At 57.1% G+C, this 18364-nt stretch carries 17 protein-coding genes; all 17 read left to right on the top strand.

Annotated elements, in window-relative coordinates; all coding sequences use genetic code 11:
• Nucleotides 1-38: 38 nt before the first annotated feature.
• Nucleotides 39-446, top strand: coding sequence for a hypothetical protein (locus ACNKH3_RS05290; RefSeq protein WP_420208490.1), 408 nt, complete (start codon nucleotides 39-41; stop codon nucleotides 444-446).
• A 150-nt stretch (nucleotides 447-596) separates the two neighbouring features.
• Entirely contained in the window at nucleotides 597-1661 is a 1065-nt protein-coding gene (gene rfbB, locus ACNKH3_RS05285; RefSeq protein ID WP_417917147.1) for a dTDP-glucose 4,6-dehydratase, read from the top strand.
• Nucleotides 1658-2203, top strand: coding sequence for a dTDP-4-dehydrorhamnose 3,5-epimerase (gene rfbC, locus ACNKH3_RS05280; protein WP_420208489.1), 546 nt, complete (start codon nucleotides 1658-1660; stop codon nucleotides 2201-2203). Before rfbB ends, rfbC begins: the two co-directional genes overlap by 4 nt.
• A gap of 266 nt (nucleotides 2204-2469) precedes the next feature.
• Nucleotides 2470-3744: a nitrogenase cofactor biosynthesis protein NifB gene (gene nifB / locus ACNKH3_RS05275; protein WP_420208488.1), complete on the top strand. Its 1275-nt coding sequence runs from the start codon at nucleotides 2470-2472 to the stop codon at nucleotides 3742-3744.
• 228 nt (nucleotides 3745-3972) lie between these two features.
• Nucleotides 3973-5622: a CTP synthase gene (locus ACNKH3_RS05270; protein ID WP_417917180.1), complete on the top strand. Its 1650-nt coding sequence runs from the start codon at nucleotides 3973-3975 to the stop codon at nucleotides 5620-5622.
• 115 nt (nucleotides 5623-5737) lie between these two features.
• Nucleotides 5738-6466 carry a (d)CMP kinase gene (gene cmk / locus ACNKH3_RS05265; RefSeq protein WP_417917179.1) on the top strand — a complete coding sequence of 243 codons (729 nt, stop codon included), beginning with the start codon at nucleotides 5738-5740 and terminating at the stop codon, nucleotides 6464-6466.
• Between the two features lie 326 nt (nucleotides 6467-6792).
• Nucleotides 6793-6918, top strand: coding sequence for a hypothetical protein (locus ACNKH3_RS05260; RefSeq protein WP_420208487.1), 126 nt, complete (start codon nucleotides 6793-6795; stop codon nucleotides 6916-6918).
• 108 nt (nucleotides 6919-7026) lie between these two features.
• Nucleotides 7027-7668 carry an Eco29kI family restriction endonuclease gene (locus tag ACNKH3_RS05255; RefSeq protein WP_420208505.1) on the top strand — a complete coding sequence of 214 codons (642 nt, stop codon included), beginning with the start codon at nucleotides 7027-7029 and terminating at the stop codon, nucleotides 7666-7668.
• A complete protein-coding gene (locus ACNKH3_RS05250) occupies nucleotides 7668-8846 on the top strand; it encodes a DNA cytosine methyltransferase (RefSeq protein WP_420208486.1) in 1179 nt (392 codons plus the stop codon). The genes ACNKH3_RS05255 and ACNKH3_RS05250 overlap by 1 nt, the downstream gene beginning before the upstream one ends.
• 30 nt (nucleotides 8847-8876) lie before the next feature.
• The gene (gene vapB / locus ACNKH3_RS05245) at nucleotides 8877-9110 is read left to right on the top strand and encodes a type II toxin-antitoxin system VapB family antitoxin (RefSeq protein ID WP_420208485.1); all 234 of its coding nucleotides are present in this window, start codon (nucleotides 8877-8879) and stop codon (nucleotides 9108-9110) included.
• Between the two features lie 184 nt (nucleotides 9111-9294).
• Nucleotides 9295-9570 carry a cupin domain-containing protein gene (locus ACNKH3_RS05240; RefSeq protein WP_420208504.1) on the top strand — a complete coding sequence of 92 codons (276 nt, stop codon included), beginning with the start codon at nucleotides 9295-9297 and terminating at the stop codon, nucleotides 9568-9570.
• 381 nt (nucleotides 9571-9951) lie between these two features.
• On the top strand, nucleotides 9952-10482 hold the full coding sequence (locus tag ACNKH3_RS05235; RefSeq protein ID WP_420208503.1) for a hypothetical protein: 531 nt from the start codon (nucleotides 9952-9954) through the stop codon (nucleotides 10480-10482).
• 404 nt (nucleotides 10483-10886) lie between these two features.
• Entirely contained in the window at nucleotides 10887-11183 is a 297-nt protein-coding gene (locus tag ACNKH3_RS05230; protein ID WP_420208484.1) for a hypothetical protein, read from the top strand.
• Between the two features lie 24 nt (nucleotides 11184-11207).
• On the top strand, nucleotides 11208-11495 hold the full coding sequence (locus tag ACNKH3_RS05225; protein WP_420208502.1) for a fibronectin type III domain-containing protein: 288 nt from the start codon (nucleotides 11208-11210) through the stop codon (nucleotides 11493-11495).
• Nucleotides 11496-11608: 113 nt separating this feature from the next.
• Nucleotides 11609-15856, top strand: a complete 4248-nt coding sequence (locus ACNKH3_RS05220) for a PEP/pyruvate-binding domain-containing protein (RefSeq protein WP_420208483.1) — start codon at nucleotides 11609-11611, stop codon at nucleotides 15854-15856.
• 51 nt (nucleotides 15857-15907) lie between these two features.
• Entirely contained in the window at nucleotides 15908-17152 is a 1245-nt protein-coding gene (locus ACNKH3_RS05215) for an exonuclease SbcCD subunit D C-terminal domain-containing protein (RefSeq protein ID WP_420208482.1), read from the top strand.
• A gap of 67 nt (nucleotides 17153-17219) precedes the next feature.
• Nucleotides 17220-18236 carry a tetratricopeptide repeat protein gene (locus tag ACNKH3_RS05210; protein WP_420208481.1) on the top strand — a complete coding sequence of 339 codons (1017 nt, stop codon included), beginning with the start codon at nucleotides 17220-17222 and terminating at the stop codon, nucleotides 18234-18236.
• Nucleotides 18237-18364: the final 128 nt, after the last annotated feature.

Genomic DNA, 18364 nt, shown 5'->3' with positions numbered 1-18364 from the left:
TCTGAATTGCGCTATACAAAAAATATCTGGAGGATACAATGAAGGGAATTTGTGCAAGTAAAATGTTGGGCATCCCTCTGACGGCCTGTTTTGTTTTTTTGGCAGGAGCAACATGCGGCAAAGCGGAAATGCAGGAAATTTGTCCTGGCAGTCCGGTGCCGAAGCATTGGGCAGTTGTAGATATCGTCACTCGGATCGGTCAGTGCACTCCTGGCGAGCTTGACGAAATGCTGAAAATTCAATCCACACTGCCGCTGACGGTCGGCACAACTTTGAAAGTTTGCCCTAACAGCCCGATTCCGGAGGGGTGGACCGTTATAAAAAAAGAAGAATGCGCAGGATGCTGCGGCGCGGCAGGGCAGATGTCTCACCGGAATGTCCTCAAAAAAATAGCAGAGCCTGAGGAAAAGGCTGCTGAGACACAAGGCGCACCTGCCACGCGGTAAAAAGGTTTAACAGAAGGCCAATCCGCCGCGCTCTGCACAGACAAAGGGCCGGAGGGCGACTTCTCGGATTAATCGCAAGAGGGCGGGCCGCTTGGCCCACCCTTTGTTCAAGCGACAGTTTCTGCAATTTTTTTTTTTGGAAAGCGCAAGATGAAGAAAACAGTGCTCGTCACTGGCGGCTGCGGTTTTATCGGAGTGAACTTCGTCCGCCTGCTGCTGGCAGAAAAGACGGATTGGCGGGTGATCAACCTCGACAAGCTGACCTACGCAGGCAATTTGCAGAGCTTGGCCGATCTCAGCAGGCACCCGAATTATACTTTCATCAAAGGCGACATCTGCGACGCTGCGCTGCTGGACAGGCTCTTCGGCGAGCATCAGATCGACACTGTGGCCCATTTCGCCGCCGAATCGCACGTTGACCGCTCAATCACCGGCCCGGCGGAGTTCATCCAGACCAATGTCGTCGGCACCTTCACTTTGCTGGAGGCGGCGAAAAAGCATTGGTCGGGCAAAAGCGAGGGCTGCCGCTTTCTCCACGTCAGCACGGACGAGGTCTTCGGCTCGCTCGGCGCAACCGGCTTCTTCACCGAGGAGACCGCCTACGATCCGCGCTCACCCTACTCCGCCTCCAAAGCCTCATCCGATCATCTGGCGCGGGCCTATTTCCACACCTACGGCCTGCCCGTCCTAATCACCAACTGCTCGAACAACTACGGGCCGTACCAGTTCCCGGAGAAGCTGATTCCGCTCATGCTCAACAACGGCCTGCACGGCAAGCCGCTGCCCGTCTATGGCGACGGCGGCAATGTGCGCGACTGGCTCTATGTGCAGGATCACTGCGAGGCCATTGTCCGGGTGATTGAGCAGGGCAGGCTGGGCGAGTCCTACAACATCGGAGGGCACAACGAGAAGACTAATCTGCATGTGGTGCAGCTGCTCTGCGATCTGCTGGATAAGAAGGCCGGGCCGCTACCGTCAGGGCAGCCGCGCCGCTCGCTCATCAGCTTTGTCAAAGACCGCCTCGGCCATGACCGCCGCTATGCCATTGATGCCAGCAAGATTGCCAAGGAGCTGGACTGGCGGCCTAAGATGACCTTTGAGCAGGGGATTGCAAAGACGGTGGACTGGTATCTGCACAACCGCGACTGGACCGCAGCCGTGACCGACGGCTCCTATCAGGCCTATTATGCAAAGATGTACGGAGACCGCGCATGAACGTCAAGCCGACCAGCATTCCCGATGTGCTGCTGATTGAGCCGAAGGTTTTCGGCGACGAACGCGGCTTCTTCTTCGAGAGCTTCAGCCAGCGGCAGTGGCAGCAGGCCACTGGTCTGAACACCGCCTTTGTTCAGCACAACCACTCGCGCTCGCTGAAGAATGTCCTGCGCGGGCTGCATTATCAGGTGCAGCAGCCGCAGGGCAAATTGGTGCGGGTGGTGCAGGGAGAGGTCTTTGATGTGGCGGTGGATATCCGCCGCAGCTCGCCGACCTTCGGCCAGTGGGCAGGGGAAATTCTTTCAGCGGAGAACAAGCGGCAGCTCTGGGTGCCGGAGGGCTTCGCGCATGGCTTCCTTGTGCTGTCAGAGAGCGCGGAGTTCCTCTATCAGACCACGGACTACTACGCCCCAGAGCATGAGCGGGCCATCATCTGGAACGACCCGGACTTGAACATCGTCTGGCCGCTCACGGGCGAGCCGAACCTCTCGGCCAAAGACCGGCAGGCGAAGAGCTTCCGGGAGGCGGAGCTGTTCCCCTGAACGGCGCGTCGATGCGACGCAGCGCAAGCAGTCCACCGCTTGAACAATAAAGGAACACCTGTTCGTTATTGTCAGCAAAGCGACAGGAATCGCCTGCTCCTTCTGCGCCGTCTCGCGGCCTGCTGCAAACAAGTCTCTGGAATCAAGCGGAAAAGAAAAGTCCCGCCGGCTGGCACGGCTGTTGCAACAGACAGTGCGGCACCAGCCGGGCAGCGGCAATCCAAATCCCTGCCCCTGAACGACTCCAGCAACCAGGAGCAGAGACTATGAATCCAATTGATTACAACCGCCATCCCTGTTTCAACGCCAAAGTGAAAGGGCAGTACGGCAGAGTGCATCTGCCCGTGGCGCCCAAGTGCAATATCCAGTGCAACTACTGCAACCGCAAGTACGACTGCGTCAATGAATCGCGGCCCGGCGTGACCAGCACCGTGCTCACGCCGGATCAGGCCCTCTATTATATGGGCAAGGTCTTGGAGAAAGAGCCGCGCATCTCCGTGGCGGGCATTGCCGGGCCGGGCGATCCCTTCGCCAACGCTGAGGCGACGCTGGAGACCATGCGTCTGATCCGCAGAACCTACCCAGAGACCATCCTCTGCCTTGCCTCCAACGGCCTGAATCTGGCTCCGCATGTGGAGGAGCTGGCGGAAATCGGCGTGTCGCATGTGACGGTGACAGTGAACGGCGTTGATCCGGCAGTCACTGAGAAGATTTACGCCTGGGTGCGGGACGGCAAAGTGATCTATCGCGGCAGGCAGGGCGCGGAGCTGCTTCTTGCCCGCCAGCTTACGGCCATCGAAAAGCTGAAGCGGCATGGCATCACGGTGAAGATCAACACCATCCTCATTCCCGGCATCAACGAGCACCACGTCATCGAGGTGGCCAAGACGATGAAGGAGCTGGGCGCAGATCTGCTCAACTGCATGGCCATGTTCCCCAATGCCGACACGGTCTTTGAGGACATCCCGGAGCCGTCCAAGGAGACCATGAACGCGGCCCGCAACGCCGCAGAGCAGTTCCTGCCGCAGATGCGCCACTGCACCCGCTGCCGGGCTGACGCGGTCGGTCTGCTGGAGGAAGACCGCACCGACGAGATGCGCGGCTGCCTCAGTGCCTGCGCCAAGCTGCCCAAACCTGCTGAGGCGGTGCGGCCTTACGTGGCTGTGGCGACGCTGGAAGGGGTTTTGGTCAATCAGCACCTCGGCGAGGCGGTGAAGCTGCAAATTTGGGGCCAGGACGGGCAGGGCGGCTACAAGCTGATTGAGGAGCGGCAGACACCGCCTGCTGGCGGCGGCACGCAGCGCTGGTTCAATCTCAGCCGCATCCTTGGCGACTGTCAGGCCATTCTCATCAGCGACTTGGGCGACGGCCCGAAGGAATTCCTCAGCCAGCGCGGCATCAAGCCGGTGGTGATGGCGGGCTTCATTGAGAAAGGACTGGAGGCGGTGTACACCGGCAAAGGCTTCGCCCTGCTGCAAAGCCGGATGCGCAAATGCTCGTCGAAAGGGGCCTGCGTTGGAGCTGGCACGGGCTGCGGCTGAAAAGGCAGGCGGAAGGGCGACCGCAAGTGCCGCCCTTCCGTATATCCGGCTTCTGGTGTAACAAAGCAGCATCCTGCACAAACAGACTTTCTTTCACAATGCCGCTAAGGCGGCCCAGCTTTTTCCTCCCGCAGTTGCCAAAGCCCTCCAGACAGAGTATTGTTTCCTCCCGTTGCAGACAGCCGAGTCAGACAGTGACTCTCTCCGAACCGACAACTGAGGACAGCAATGGACATCCAAGCCAGTAGAAAGACAAAATTCATCTTCATCACCGGAGGCGTGCTCTCCTCCCTCGGCAAGGGGCTGGCCGCAGCCTCCATCGGTGCTCTGCTGGAAAGCAGAGGTATGACCGTCACCTTCCAAAAGCTTGACCCCTACATCAATGTTGACCCTGGGACGATGAATCCCTTCCAGCACGGCGAGGTCTATGTAACGGACGACGGCGCGGAAACTGACCTCGACATGGGCCACTATGAACGCTATACCAAGGCGGTTATGGGGCGGATCAACAACTACACATCTGGCCGGATATATTACTCGGTGATTATGAAGGAGCGGCGCGGCGAGTACCTTGGCGGCACCGTGCAGATGATTCCGCATATCACTGATGAGATCAAGCGTTCAGTCATGCAGTTGGACGGGATGGCGGACGTGGCGATTGTTGAGATAGGCGGCACGGTCGGAGATATTGAGGGCCTGCCTTTCATCGAGGCCATCCGCCAGCTACGAGGCGACTTGGGGCGTGACTACTCACTGTTCATTCACCTGACATTAGTTCCGTTCATTAAGACCGCCGGCGAGATAAAGACCAAGCCGACACAGCACTCTGTTAAAGAGCTGCTGGCCGCAGGCATTCAGCCCGACATCCTTATTTGCCGCACCGAAACACCCTTGGACGCAGGGGTGAAGAAAAAGATTGCCCTCTTCTGCAACATCGAGCCTGAGGCGGTCTTCACAGCCGTTGATGTGGACAACATCTACGAGCTGCCTTTGCGCCTGCATGAGGAGGGCGCAGACCACCGCATCCTCCAGAAGCTGGGCATCTGGACCGGCGCGCCGAACATCGCTCCTTGGCAGGATCTGGTCAGGCGGAGCAAGAGTCCGTCGCGCAGCGTGACCATCGGCATCACCGGCAAATATGTGGAGCTGAAAGAGGCCTACAAAAGCCTGCATGAGGCCCTGATTCACGGCGGCTTGGCCTGCGATGCCAAGGTGCATCTGCGCTACATCGCCGCCGATGACTTGGAAGGCAGCGGCTCTGTGAACGAGCTGGCAGACTGCGACGGCATACTGGTGCCCGGAGGCTTTGGCAGCCGAGGCACGGAAGGGAAGATCAGGGCCATTCAGCACGCCAGAGAAAGCAAGGTGCCCTTCTTTGGCATCTGCCTGGGAATGCAGCTTGCAGTGGTGGAATTCGCCCGCAATGTCGCTGGTCTTGAGGGAGCGGATTCGGTGGAGCTGAACCCGGCCACGGCCCACCCAGTCATCTACCTGATGAAGGAGTGGTATGACTTCCGCAGCGGCAGGACGGAAACAAGGGATGAGCGCTCCGACATGGGAGGGACATTGCGCCTTGGTGCCTACCCATGCGTGCTGCAAGCAAACAGCTTCGCCCATGCCGCCTACGCGCAGAGCGAGATCAGCGAGCGGCACAGACATCGCTATGAGTTCAACACGCTCTACCGCGAACGTCTGGAGCAGGCAGGGCTGATTGTCAGCGGTTCCTCGCCAGACGGCAGCCTGGTTGAGATCGTCGAACTTGGCGGGCATCCGTGGTTCCTCGGCTGCCAGTTCCACCCTGAGTTCAAATCCAAGCCCATGCTGCCGCATCCGCTCTTCCGGGCCTTCATCGCAGCGGCCCTCGCCCATCAGCTGTAAAACAACATGCCGAGGCGCATACCAACCGTATGCCGAGGGGCATATCAACCTGTATGCCGAGGCGCATATCAACCGTATGCGGAGCAGCATACCAGCAGACTATGCAGAGGCTCTTATGGAAGGGGAAATGGTTATGAGCGGCGCGATGCGGCTGAAGGTGGTCACGATTGACGGCCCCTCCGGCGTGGGCAAATCCACGGTCAGCCGCAAAGTGGCGGCAGCCCTTGGCTGGACGTATTTGGACACCGGGGCGATGTACCGGGCGGTCGGTTTTCAATGCAAGCAGGCAGGCATTGCACTGGCTGACTCCGCCGCGCTCAACGCCTTGCTGGCGCGGCTGGACATCCGTCTGCTGCCGCCTCTGCACGAGGGCGATGATGTGCGGGTTATGCTGCATGGCGAAGACATCAGCCAAGCCATCCGCAGCCCGGAAGCGGGGATGATGGCCTCGCAGGTCTCCGCCCTGCCGGCAGTGAGATCAACATTGACGGCCTTGCAGCAGAAGATGGGCAGGGCAGGGGAGATCGTCGCTGAAGGCCGTGACACTGGCACAGTGGTCTTCCCGGATGCAGCGTGGAAGTTTTACTTAGACGCGCCGCCTGAGGAGCGGTGCAGAAGACGGGTCGGGCAGCTCCGCGCAAAAGGGCAGGCTGTGCCGGATGAGGCTGAGCTGCTCAATCAGATCATCGAGCGCGACCGCAACGACCGCGAGCGCACCATTGCCCCGCTGCGCATGGCTGCGGACGCAGTGCTGATCGACGCTTCGGACATGACAGCGGACGAGGTGGCAGCGCGGATGCTGGCTGTGGTCAGGGCCTCTTCTGCACGTTGCCATCAACACTGAATTGACTCAGGCCCCGCATAACTGGCAGCTCATCATCAGCGAGCTGCGGCCCTTTGTCCTCAAGAACTTCCGCAAGAACAGCAATGTGGCCGCTCAGACACGTTTGCGCCGCAGATCCTGCCGCGTTACGATGACGTTGCAGTTAAGGCGCATTGAATTTCCCGATGCAGGACAGCGCAGGCTGCCCGCAACTTCCCTCTTGACAAGCGCGGCGCGCCGCAATAAAGTCGGTGTTTGTGTTCCATAAGTTCCTGAGGACAGGCGTGAAATAAAACCGGCAGGAGCATCATCCTGCCAAACAAGAACTGACACTGGAGGAGCGGAAAATGGGCGACAAAGGCGGAAAGAAGGACAAGGAAAAGAGCAAGAAGCAGCAGGCTCAGAAGCATGATCAGAAGGCCAAGCCCGCGCCCGTCGCGCAGGAGAAGCCGCTGAAGAAAACGGAAAAGTAAACGCATGGCTCCCGCCGGGCTGCTTGTCTGGCGGGAGGTTGGCAGTTTCTCTCTTTGATTATTCGTGTCTTGATGGCTTTGGCGGCTTGAAGTTGAGATAAAAATATGATGCAACAGCCATTTGATCGCCGCAAGCATGTTTATCACAACAATGCCTTTGTTGAGCTGGTAAAAGATGCTGTGCGATTTTTCAACGGAACACCGGTGCGCTGCCTTCCTCCGTCGGAACATTTTTCAGAAACAGGTGTTTATGCGCTTTATTATACAGGAGCAAATCCTCTCTATGCCAGATATGCAGAACTGAACCGCCTGTCTTATGATTTTCCTGTTTATGTCGGCAAAGCGGTTCCCAAAGGCTGGCGGCAGGCGAGAACTTCTTATGCTGCTGCGAGCCAATCCAGCGAGCTGTTCAGCAGGCTTCGTGAGCACGGCAGAAGCATTGAAGCTGGCGACGGGCTGCATTTGCATGATTTTTCCTGCCGCTTTGTCATCTTTGAGCGGGAAGGCTCGGACATGATTGGAGCCATTGAGGCGGCATTGATCAAACTCAATCGTCCTTTATGGAATTCCTGCCTTGACGGCTTTGGCAATCACGATCCCGGCAAAGGACGATATGAACAGGCGCGGTCTGACTGGGACGTGATTCATCCGGGAAGAAGCTGGACTGATCGTTTGAAGGGGAGTGCGAAGAGCAAAGATTCCATTCTCGCCAACATTGAAGCGCATCTTCAAGCGTTGAAAAAATCCTGATGAAATGCCTCGAAATTTTTTCAGGAGCTGGAGGTTTGGCAAAAGGGCTGGAGCTTGCAGGTTTTGAGCACGTGTCTTTTGTTGAGCAAAACAAGGATGCCTGCGCGTCGTTGAGAGAGAATTTCGATCCTGATCTTGTCTATGAAGGCGATATAGCAAATTTTTATCTTTCTGCCTTAGGAAAGATTGATCTTGTTGCTGGCGGGCCGCCTTGCCAGCCTTTTTCTTCAGGCGGCAGGCATCAGGCGCAGCAGGACAGCCGGGACATGTTTCCTCATGCGGTGCGGTGCATTGAATGCTTGCAGCCAAAGGCTTTTCTGTTTGAGAACGTGAAAGGCCTGCTCCGGCCTTCTTTTGCGCAATATTTTGAATATATTCTTCTGCGGCTTACGTGTCCGCAGTGCAGAATATTGAATAATGAGCATTGGCAGGAGCATCTTACGCGGCTGCAAAAAATAACGCTGAAGAATTACGACGGCATCAGGTATGATGTTCAATGCAAGCTGCTGAATGCCACTGACTTTGGTGTGCCGCAGAAACGCGAAAGAGTGCTTCTTGTCGGCACCCGTTCAGACCTCAATATGAAATGGAAATTTCCTGAGCCGACGCATTCGGAAGACAGGCTTCATTGGGAAAAATATGTGACTGGTGCGTATTGGCAACGGCACGGGATGGCATGGCAGAAAAACGATGCGCTGCATCATTTGCTCCGGCAGCGATATGGTCTGTTTGAGCCGAAGGGGCAGCCTTGGCAGACGGTGCGGGATGCGCTGAAGAATGTCCCTTGGCCGCAGGATGCGCACGGCATTTCTGATCATGTTTTCAGAGATGGGGCAAGAACGTATCCCGGCCACACCGGCAGTGACATTGATCAGCCAGCAAAGACTCTTAAAGCGGGCGGGCACGGCGTTCCAGGCGGCGAGAACATGATCCGCTATGAGGATGGCTCTGTGCGATATTTCACCGTTTATGAGGCCAAGCTGCTGCAAACGTTTCCGAAAGATTTTGCAATTGTCGGCGCATGGGGAGAGGCGATGCGGCAGATTGGCAATGCGGTTCCGGTTCACCTTGCCGAACTGCTGGGCAGAAAATTAATAGCTTTGCTTTCCCGCAAGGAAGCATTGAATAATCATGCGATCCGGCATGAAAGCAGTCGTCGGCCAAGCATGTCTGCTTAACTTTTAAAAAATCAAGAGGAGGTCTTATAGATGCACACCGGATCAATCTTTGTCAGCAACCGAACCCAAGCGGTTCGCCTGCCTGCGGAAACCCGTTTTCCAGACCACATTAGAAAAGTCGCCGTGCGTATCTCAGGAAGAGACCGTGTGCTTTCACCGGTTGAAAGTATTTGGGACAGCTTTTTTCTCTCCGGCGAAAAGGTCTCAGATGATTTCATGACAGAACGCGCTGCTCAGGAGCAGCAGGAAAGAGAGTCATTCTAATGCTGAAGTATATTCTTGACATGAATATTGTGTTTCCGGGGGCCATGATGCAGGCAGCTTATTTCAAGGGCAGCGCAGGCTGCCCAAAACTTTTCTCTTGACAAGCATGGCCAGCCGAAATAAATTCAGCAGTTATCCTCCTTCCGATCCCCCCGAAAAAATAAACTCCGCCATAGCAAACGAGATGACTGCAATTCAAGTGGAAAAGAATCCTGCCGAGCAAAGGCTGCAAGAACTCGGAGTGCGGAGCTGGGCAATTTGGACAAAAGAGATTTCCAGCTTTCCGTGGCATTATGACGAGCAGGAAATTTGCTATTTCCTTGAAGGCAGCGTTGTTGTCACGCCTGCAAATGGCGAGCCTGTGCAGATTAGCAAAGGCGATCTTGTCACCTTCCCGGAAGGAATGGATTGCGTGTGGGAGATTAAAGAGCCTGTTCGCAAGCATTATCTTTTTGGATAGCGTTCAGATTGCTCTTGAAACTGAGTAGATGGGAAAACCGACGAGATTGAGTAATAGGGCGAGAAGATCGTATAACGACGCATGGAAAAATTTACTACTATAAATGTTTGGCACGGAATGGGGTACGTCACTGCATGTGTTTCACATGATGGGAGTACCGGGGATTCAACAAGCAGCTCGATAGATTTTAGCTTTAAAGATTCTTCTATTTCCCTTTTTATAAAAGGACAATGGATTGATTGGGTAGAAGAATTTTCTATTCAATTTTATGGCGGTGCTGAAAGATGGGGAATTGCTAACCTGCTGAAAGCAACAGGAGAAGAACTTAGCAAGCCAGTCGACCAGCTTGGCAGGAATTTTGCAATTGATTATGACAGTTTGATGTATGAAGCCGATTACCCATCAATAAGTAAGAAGGGGATGATCGGTGAAACCGCGTTAAATAATTGGTTTAAAACGATAGAGATAAGCTATCTTTATATAAATCAATCACAAGAAACATTCTCTGGCCTATTCAAAGGAAATGTGAAACGACCAGACTTTTTAGTATTATTTGAGTCTATCGGAATGATTGCAGTTGATGCCAAAAACTATACTTTGTTCAACGGAGAATTTTCTCTGCCTTTTGAAGAAGAGCTACGGCGCACACTATCTTTTGAGCGTTTATTCAGGATACCAGTTTGGTATGCTTATTTACATGAAGAAAATGGCAATTCAGAGGTCTGGTACTGGATAAGCGCACTAAAAGCTACAGAAGTCGGAACGGTCAGGAAAAATACAAAAACAGGTGATAAGTTTCTTACTATTGCGCTTAACCACTTTGAGCGAGTAGAAAAGGCTCAAGATCTCAGCAAGCTTTATACGCATAGACTGCCGTCACTTAACAAAATAGGAAGGAAGTGGATGAGATAAGCAATGTCACATCAAGTCCATTCATCGCCCCAAAGTAAATTGAAATCAACCCGATTCACACTGAAATCATCCCGATTTCGATTAAAATCGGCACGATTTAAATGTGAATCATCCCGTTTTCAACTGGAATCAAGGCGATTTCAACCGAAAACGGCCCGATTTCAATTTGAATCGGGGCAATTCACACTTGAATCGGGCTGATTTCAATTAGAATCAGGGCAATTTAAGTTTAAATCGTCCTGATTCTAACGCAAAACGCCCAAATTTAAATTTAAATCATGGCGATTTAAACGAGATTTATATGAGAATAAACGAAAAAATACCGGAGAAATACTGGCATTGAGGCATATGCGGTCTTGCAGTTCAAGAAGCACAGCAAACATCAAAGCAAGGAGGGTCGAAACATGCGTTTTCCAAACACCGAAGCGACAATCATCGCCTTGGCGCAGAAGATGATCAGCGGATTCACCAACAATCCGAACTTCCCCACGCCGCCAATCACTCCAGAACAGCTGCAAGCCCGGCTGGACACGGCAAACAGTTCCAGCGATGCGCAGGTCAGCACGCAGGCGGCGGCGAAGCAGGCCACGGATGCCAAACAGGCCGACTTCGACTCTCTGATGACAGATATGAAAACCATGCTCCATTATGCCGAAGACACGGTGCATGGCGATGATTCCAAGCTGTCGGAATTGGGCTGAGGCGGCAGGGCGGAGCCGCACGCGCTGGAAGTTCCCGGCCAGCCGAGGCTGCTTGAAGTGCAGGAGCAGGGCGCAGGCTGGCTGACGCTGGATTGGAAAAAGCCTGCGGACGGCGGCGCGCCAGCTTCCTACCGGATCGAGCGGCGGGATTTGAGCGAAGGCGGCGGCGCGTGGAAATTAGCCGGCATGGCGGTGGACACGGAAATCACGCTCAACAATCAGACGCGCGGCAAGGAGTTTGAATACCGCGTGATTGCGGTCAACAAAGCGGGCGAAAGCGGGCCGAGCAGCACAGTGACGGCGGTGCTGTAAGGCGGCAAAGGGCGGATGCAGCGCAGCTGCCCGCCGCCGCAGTTGCAAATTGGCGGCAATCTGCGTAAAATGGTGCGGACAACTCTCCCGCAACCGCCGCAGACAAGACTATCATGCCCACTCAGCCGCCGCCCATCATCTCCAAAGCTCTTGAAGCCAACTTCCAGCAGACCGCCAGCACTGTTGAAATCTCCCCGCGCTGGAGGCCGCTTCAGGAGGTGGTGGCCCGCTATCAGGGGCTTGCCTCGCGGCTGGAGCACCTGCTGTACGAGATCAGCCACCCCTACCGCAACTGGCAGCTGATCATCAGCGAGCTGCGGCCCTTTGTCCTCAAGAATATCAGCCATTATCTCAGCCACGAGCAGGGGCCGGACTGCTTCGCCCTGTTCAGCTCGATCTTTCTGGATGCGCTCAAGGACTCGCGCAAGAACAGCAAGGTGGTCAGCCAGACGGTCGAGGCCCTGCTTGCTTATGCCGACAAGCTGATCAGCTCGCTCACGCCGCAGACGCTGCCGCGTTACGGCGGCGCGCTCAATGCCTTCTTCGAGCAGCTTGTCCGCCTCGACGAAATGGACAGCGGGGTGATGATGCAGATGGTGCAGGGCCATCATCCGCTGAAGAAAATGGCCGAGCAGCTCATCAATCTGGGGCGAAAGAGCGGGGAGCAGAACTATTCCTGCGCGGCGGCGGCCAAATTGCTGCGGAAAGTCCTCAGTCTCAACTATGCTTGCTGGCTGAAGGAGGAAGACCCGCAGCCTTGGTTTGAGTCCCAGTGCGGCAGCTTCTGCGGGGACTGGCAGGCCGGGCCGCAGTTAGCCGCCATCTCCCATGCCCGGATGCGCGAGCATCTTGCCGCCTTGGAGCTGATCAATATTGAGGAAGACCCGTATCAGGCCCTGAGCGAGATGCTGGAGCTGCCCGCGCATATTGATGTGGTCCGGCTCTACCGGGAAATCCCAGCCAAGCTGGGCGAGGAAGGCGGCGAGACGGATCCGACCATGATCGAGAACCGTAAGCTCTTCTTCCTCTTCCGCATCATGGACACCGCCGGTCTCTCGCTCATTCATGAAGAGACCCTGCGCGAGATCAACCGCTCCCTTGTCCAGCTCATCCGCCGCCAGAGCTTTGACGAGATTGAGCAGTTCTTCACCACAACCTTTCATCTCCTCAAGGCGAATGTGCGTAAATACCCGCACACCTCGTTGCAGTGCATTCAGGTCATTGGCGGCGAGGTCTTCCAGCGCGGCAATTCCCGTTTAGTGGAAGCCTTCCTCTTTGAGACGGTGCGCTTCGGCTTTCAATATGCCAATGTCATGGGCGTGGACGAGGACTGGCAGCCGATCACCAACCCGGCGCATTTGGCTAATATCCGGGTCTGGCTGAACCTGATCATGCAGGAGCCGAAGTGGTGTTCGACGCTCTTCTCCGCCCTGATCATCAACATCCGCCTGACCGGCACCTGCGTCAAAGACACTGACCTCTTCCAGCGCGATATCACCCAGCTGCTCAATCACCCGATCAAGCCGATCTACAATCTTGCCAAGCAGTTCACCAAACTGATGCCTGTCTTCTTCAACGAGATTGGCGCGGAAGGCGAGCTGCGCGATGTCTCCACTGAGCTGGATGAATCGCACAAGCGGCATGACGTGCTCATTCATTTCCTGCGCAAGCAGTCGCATGTCGAATCCTCGAATTTGATTGTCGGCTTCATCCGGGCGATCTTTGTCTTCTGGCTGACGCTCGACAAGAACGGCCTCAAGCCCTATCTGCCAGAGGAGATACTGGGCCAAGTGCAGACCTCCGGCCCCTTTGTTGACGAGCTGCACGTTCTTGCCCGGCGCGTCCGCGATGAGATGGAATACAGCAATGTGGACGAGCTGCTGACCTGGGACGAGGCCGAGCGCAAAGCCTGGCTGGAGCGGCAGACCGACCTCTCGGCAGGCGAGCGCAAACGCTTTGATCTCTTGGTGCGGATGCACCGTCTGCTTCATCACAAATACAGCCTTGGCATGGAGGAACTGCGCTGCCAGCTTCAGCACGCGGCCCAGAACGGCTTCCCGGAGATGGAGGAGCTGCTGACCGTGCTGGAAAACGGCGACACATGCAGCTGCTTGGATGCTTTGCTCACCCACTTGGAGCAGCTCAAGCAGGTCATCCTCAGCGACAAGAAGTTTGAGCCGAAGGAGGAGATATACTACAAGCGCCATATCGCGGTGGACATCCCCTCAGTTTATGGCCGCTATTCCGAGCGCAAGTTCGACGCGCTGGGCCTCGCCTTCCGCTTGGAAACCTTGGCCAACATCTACCTTGAGCGGCTAAATCTCTCCATCAACCTCGGCTTCATCACCCAAGCGACCTTCATCCGCATTGCTCAGACCTTGAGCTTCTATATCCGCGCCCTGAAGATTGACGGCATCACCAGCCGCCGCTTGGACACCTACACCAGCCTGCTGGACGCTTCGATCAGCATGAAGCGCTTCACCTACACCCAGCATCTCGACATTGTGCGCGGGCTGTCAGAGGGAGTCAAGGACGTGATCTATGCGCACTACACTAATGTACATCAGAACAATCTCTCGATCATTATCCCGCAGATCGGCAGAGAAAACCTGCTGACCAAGTTCCGCCCGCTCTGGGATGACGAGGACATGCCCTCCACTATCCACCGTCTCTCCGAGTCCTTCTTCCGTGATCTGATCGCCACCACCTTCGGTCTCCAGCATTTGGACAACTTCATCACCCGGATCATCCAGACCTTGGAAGCCCAGCGCGACATTCTTGATGAGCAGACCATTGACCTGCTCATGACTTACAACCCGGAGACCACTATCTCCTCGCTCCACAACGAGAACCTGCGCACCCACAACCTCATTCATCTCGGCAACAAGGGCTTCAATCTGATGCTGCTGGCGAATGATGGCAAGCCAGTGCCGCCCGCCTTCATCATCACCACTGAGATCTTCCGCTGCTGGCCGGCAGTGCAGCGTTTCACCAAGGCAAAAGAGGAGTTCATGCAGCGGCTGCGGGCGGCGATCACCGGGATTGAGGAGCAGACAGGCCGCAGCTTCGGCTCGCCGGACACGCCGCTCCTGCTCTCGGTGCGCTCCGGCTCGGCGATTTCGATGCCTGGCATGATGAGCACCATTCACAACGTCGGCCTGAACGAGGACCTGCTGGAAGAGCTGGTGGCCCATCACCCGGAGCAGAAGTATTTTCTCTGGGACAACTACCGCCGCTTCCTGCAATCGTGGGCGATGGGCACCGGCATGGGCCGCGAGGAATTCGGCAGCATGATGAACGCGCACAAAAAACGCTACAATGTCCGCCTGAAGCGCGAGTTCTCGCCGGAGCAGATGCGCGAGCTAGCCTTGGAGTACCGCAACGCCCTGCGGCGGCATGGATGCAACGCGCCGGAAGACCCGTGGCTCCAGCTTATCGGCGCAGTGGAGATGGTGCTGGAGTCGTGGAACACCCACAAGGCCCGTCAGTACCGCCACCTGATGGATGTCTCTGACGACTGGGGCACAGCAGTGACCGTGCAGGCGATGGTCTATGGCAACCGCAGCCAGCAGGCGGGCAGCGGCGTGCTCTTCACCGCGCACCCGTACCGCAAGGTGCGGCGGGTCGCGCTTTGGGGCGATTACGCCTCCAGCGACCAAGGCGAGGACATAGTTTCCGGCTTAGTCACCAGCTACCCGATCTCTGTCGAGCAGGCGGAATTGGACGGACGCTCTGCCGAGCAGACTTTGGAGCGGCGTTTCCCCAAGATCTATGAGCGGCTTCTCAGCATTGCCCGCGATCTGGTCTATACGAAAGAATGGAACCCGCAGGAGATTGAGTTCACCTTTGAAGGGCCGGAGCCGGAGGCCTTGTACATCCTCCAGACCCGCGACATGATCACCATCAAGAAGAAGGAGCACTTCCGGGTCTTTGAGGAGACTGAAGCGCAGCAGGCCGCGCTGCTCGGCAAGGGCATCGGCGTGAGCGGCTCCGCGCTCTCCGGGCTGGCGGTCTTCACCGACGAGAACATCCGCCAGCTCCGCAGCGAGCAGCCGAATGTGCCGCTGATCCTCATCCGTCAGGACACTGTGCCAGAGGATATCCGGGAAATCTCCATGTCCGACGGCCTGCTTACTGCTCGCGGCGGCCAGACCTCGCACGCTTCAGTGGTGGCAACCCGCTTGGAGAAGACCTGCGTGGTCGGCTGCCGTGATTTGCAGGTCTTTGAGGCCAGTGCGCACGCGATGATCAACGGCTTCCGCATCAGCTTTGGCGACCCGGTCTCGATTGACGGCCGCAGCGGCCTCTTCCTGCGCGGGATGCACCCGACGCGGGAAGAGGTGCATATTTTGCCGCTGTAGGCAGACAGCAGAGCTGCTTTTTCAATTATTTCCAAAGCCTCATCCGTCCTGATGCCCTCTCCCCTTCGCGTCCTCCACACCTCTGACTGGCACCTTGGCCGAATGCTGCATGGGCGGCAGCGGCACGAGGAGTTTGCCGCCTTCCTGAGCTGGCTGCACGAGGCCGCCTGCGCCGAGCGGATCGACATCCTGCTGGCTGCGGGCGACATCTTTGACACCGCCACGCCGGGCGCGAAAACTCAGCAGCTCTACTACGACTTCCTCTGCCGGATGGCCGCCTCGCCCTGCCGGCATTTGGTCATCACCGCAGGCAACCACGACTCACCCTCCTTCCTCAGCGCGCCCAAGGACTTGCTGCGCCGCTTCGACATCCACGTCATCGGTGCGAAAGCCGCCTTGCCGTCAGACGAAGCCCTGCTGCTGCGCGACGCGGACGGCCAGCCGGAAGCGGTCGTCTGCGCAGTGCCCTATCTCCGCGACCGCGACCTGCGCTGCGCCGCGCCGGGCCAGAGCGATGAGGAACGCGAGCGCGACCTGGCTGAAGGCATCCGTCGGCACTACGCCGAAGTCTGCGCCGCTGCCGCCGCCTTGCGGCAGAGCCTGCCGCGTCCAGTGCCCATCATTGGCATGGGCCACCTCTTCGCGGCTGGCGGCAGCGTGGTTGACGGCGACGGCAGCCGCAGCCTCTACGTCGGCTCCTTGGCCTGTGTCGAGGCCGACGCATTCCCGCCTGCGCTCGACTACGTCGCCCTTGGCCATCTTCATGCGCCGCAGAAGGTCGGCGGCAGCGAGACCCGCCGCTACAGCGGCTCGCCGCTGGCCATGAGCTTCGCCGATGCAGGCAGGCAGAAGAGCGTCTGCGTGGTTGACTTCACGCCGGACAGCGGGCCGCAGGTGCGCCTGCTGCCGGTGCCGGTCTTTCAGGAGCTGCGCAGCCTGCGCGGCGCATGGCCGGAGATCGCCGCCGAGCTGGCCCGTTTGCGGGCGGAGCAGCACAGCGTCTGGCTGGAGATCGTGTATCAGGGCGAGGAGATCATCAGCGACCTGCGCGAGCGGGCGGAAGCAGCTGCGCACGGCAGCCGTCTGGAGATCCTCCGCCTCTGCAACCCGCGTCTGAACGCGCAGAGCCTCAGCCCGGAGGACAGCGAGACGCTGGCTGAACTGAGCCACGAGCAGGTCTTCCGCCGCTGCTTGGACAGCCACAGGGTGCCGGAGACGCAGCGGCCCGGCCTGCTCGCAGCCTATCAGGAGATAACCCGCGAGCTGCTGGAAGCTGACCCGCAGGCCGGGTTGTGAATATCCGCACTTCCACGCGCTGCTTGCCGCAGTGCTTTCTTCCCTGCCATCAACCAAGAGCGTAACGATGGACATCGCAGGCTTTGGCGCCATTGCCCCGTATCTCACTCACCCGCTGGTACTGGTGGGCTTTGTGCTGATGCTGGCTTTCGGCATCCACTCGCAGCTGATGAAGTCAGGGCTGCTGCGGCAGGTGAACCAGAAAGACAGCGGCCTGATCATCCGGCTCTTTCTCCGCTACGGCTTCTGGCTGGCCTTGACGCTGCTGCTGGCTGGCGTTGGTCTGTCTGCATGGAACAGCTGGATGGAGAAAGAGAAGGTGGTGGCGGTGAATGCGAGCAAGCTGGCTGAGAAGCTGCTTGCTCCGCTGCAAGGGCAGCTGCAATCCAAGGATGAGCAGATCAAGGCGCTGACTGAAGCCATCACCGCCTTGTCCAAGACTGCCGCGTCCACTGCAAGCATCAACGATGCCTTGCAGGAATTGGAGCAGGGCCACACTGCCAAGGCGCAGGCCATCTTTGCTGAAGTGCTGCGAAGCAAGGAGGCAGAAGGCAGGCAGGCGAACAAGGAAGCGGCGGCAGCAGCCCGCCACTTGGGCGCATTGGCCTTTATGAACGACACCAAGGCGGCACTGGCTGCCTACCAGAAGGCGGTGCAGCTTGACCCGGACGATGCGGACGGCTGGAACATGCTTGGCCATCTGCTTTTTCGCACAGGGGAGCTGGCGCAGGCGGAAGCTGCCTACCGCAAGGTGCTGGCCTTAGGTGAAGCGCATCAGGATAAAGAAAAGCAGACATGGGCCTACGGCAATCTGGGCATTGTGTACAGGACACGCGGCGAGCTGGACAAGGCGGAGGAGATGCACACGAAGAGCCTTGCGCTTAACAAAGCCTTGGGCCGCAAGGAAGGCATGGCGAACCACTACGGCAATCTGGGCAGTGTGGCGTATACACGCGGCGAACTGGACAAGTCGGAGGAGATGTACAGGAAGAGCCTTGAGATCAGCGAGGTATTGGGACTGAAGGAAGCAACGGCGAGCCAGTACGGCAATCTGGGCAATGTGCATATAGTCAAAGCAGTATAAAATGACTACACTGTGCGTATGGCATACTCAATAGATTTTCGTCGGAAGGTTTTGGAGATCAAAGACCAGGACAGCCTGAGCTTTGAAGAGACGGCTCTGCGTTTCGGAGTCAGCAAATCAAGCGTGAG

Source organism: Candidatus Electronema sp. JC (assembly GCF_048287365.2).
In the GTDB taxonomy this organism is placed as follows: domain Bacteria; phylum Desulfobacterota; class Desulfobulbia; order Desulfobulbales; family Desulfobulbaceae; genus Electronema.
Note: the sequence above shows the minus strand (reverse complement) of the source record. Positions and strands in the feature narration are given on the sequence as shown.

Coding starts and splice junctions, on each gene's coding strand:
- ACNKH3_RS05250 (WP_420208486.1), top strand. CDS start 7,668: ATGAAATGCCTCGAAATTTTTTCAGGAGCTGGAGGTTTGGCAAAAGGG.
- ACNKH3_RS05235 (WP_420208503.1), top strand. CDS start 9,952: ATGTATGAAGCCGATTACCCATCAATAAGTAAGAAGGGGATGATCGGT.
- ACNKH3_RS05230 (WP_420208484.1), top strand. CDS start 10,887: ATGCGTTTTCCAAACACCGAAGCGACAATCATCGCCTTGGCGCAGAAG.
- rfbC (WP_420208489.1), top strand. CDS start 1,658: ATGAACGTCAAGCCGACCAGCATTCCCGATGTGCTGCTGATTGAGCCG.
- cmk (WP_417917179.1), top strand. CDS start 5,738: ATGGAAGGGGAAATGGTTATGAGCGGCGCGATGCGGCTGAAGGTGGTC.
- ACNKH3_RS05290 (WP_420208490.1), top strand. CDS start 39: ATGAAGGGAATTTGTGCAAGTAAAATGTTGGGCATCCCTCTGACGGCC.
- ACNKH3_RS05255 (WP_420208505.1), top strand. CDS start 7,027: ATGCAACAGCCATTTGATCGCCGCAAGCATGTTTATCACAACAATGCC.
- ACNKH3_RS05260 (WP_420208487.1), top strand. CDS start 6,793: ATGGGCGACAAAGGCGGAAAGAAGGACAAGGAAAAGAGCAAGAAGCAG.
- rfbB (WP_417917147.1), top strand. CDS start 597: ATGAAGAAAACAGTGCTCGTCACTGGCGGCTGCGGTTTTATCGGAGTG.
- ACNKH3_RS05215 (WP_420208482.1), top strand. CDS start 15,908: ATGCCCTCTCCCCTTCGCGTCCTCCACACCTCTGACTGGCACCTTGGC.
- ACNKH3_RS05220 (WP_420208483.1), top strand. CDS start 11,609: ATGCCCACTCAGCCGCCGCCCATCATCTCCAAAGCTCTTGAAGCCAAC.
- ACNKH3_RS05270 (WP_417917180.1), top strand. CDS start 3,973: ATGGACATCCAAGCCAGTAGAAAGACAAAATTCATCTTCATCACCGGA.
- ACNKH3_RS05240 (WP_420208504.1), top strand. CDS start 9,295: ATGACTGCAATTCAAGTGGAAAAGAATCCTGCCGAGCAAAGGCTGCAA.
- nifB (WP_420208488.1), top strand. CDS start 2,470: ATGAATCCAATTGATTACAACCGCCATCCCTGTTTCAACGCCAAAGTG.
- vapB (WP_420208485.1), top strand. CDS start 8,877: ATGCACACCGGATCAATCTTTGTCAGCAACCGAACCCAAGCGGTTCGC.
- ACNKH3_RS05210 (WP_420208481.1), top strand. CDS start 17,220: ATGGACATCGCAGGCTTTGGCGCCATTGCCCCGTATCTCACTCACCCG.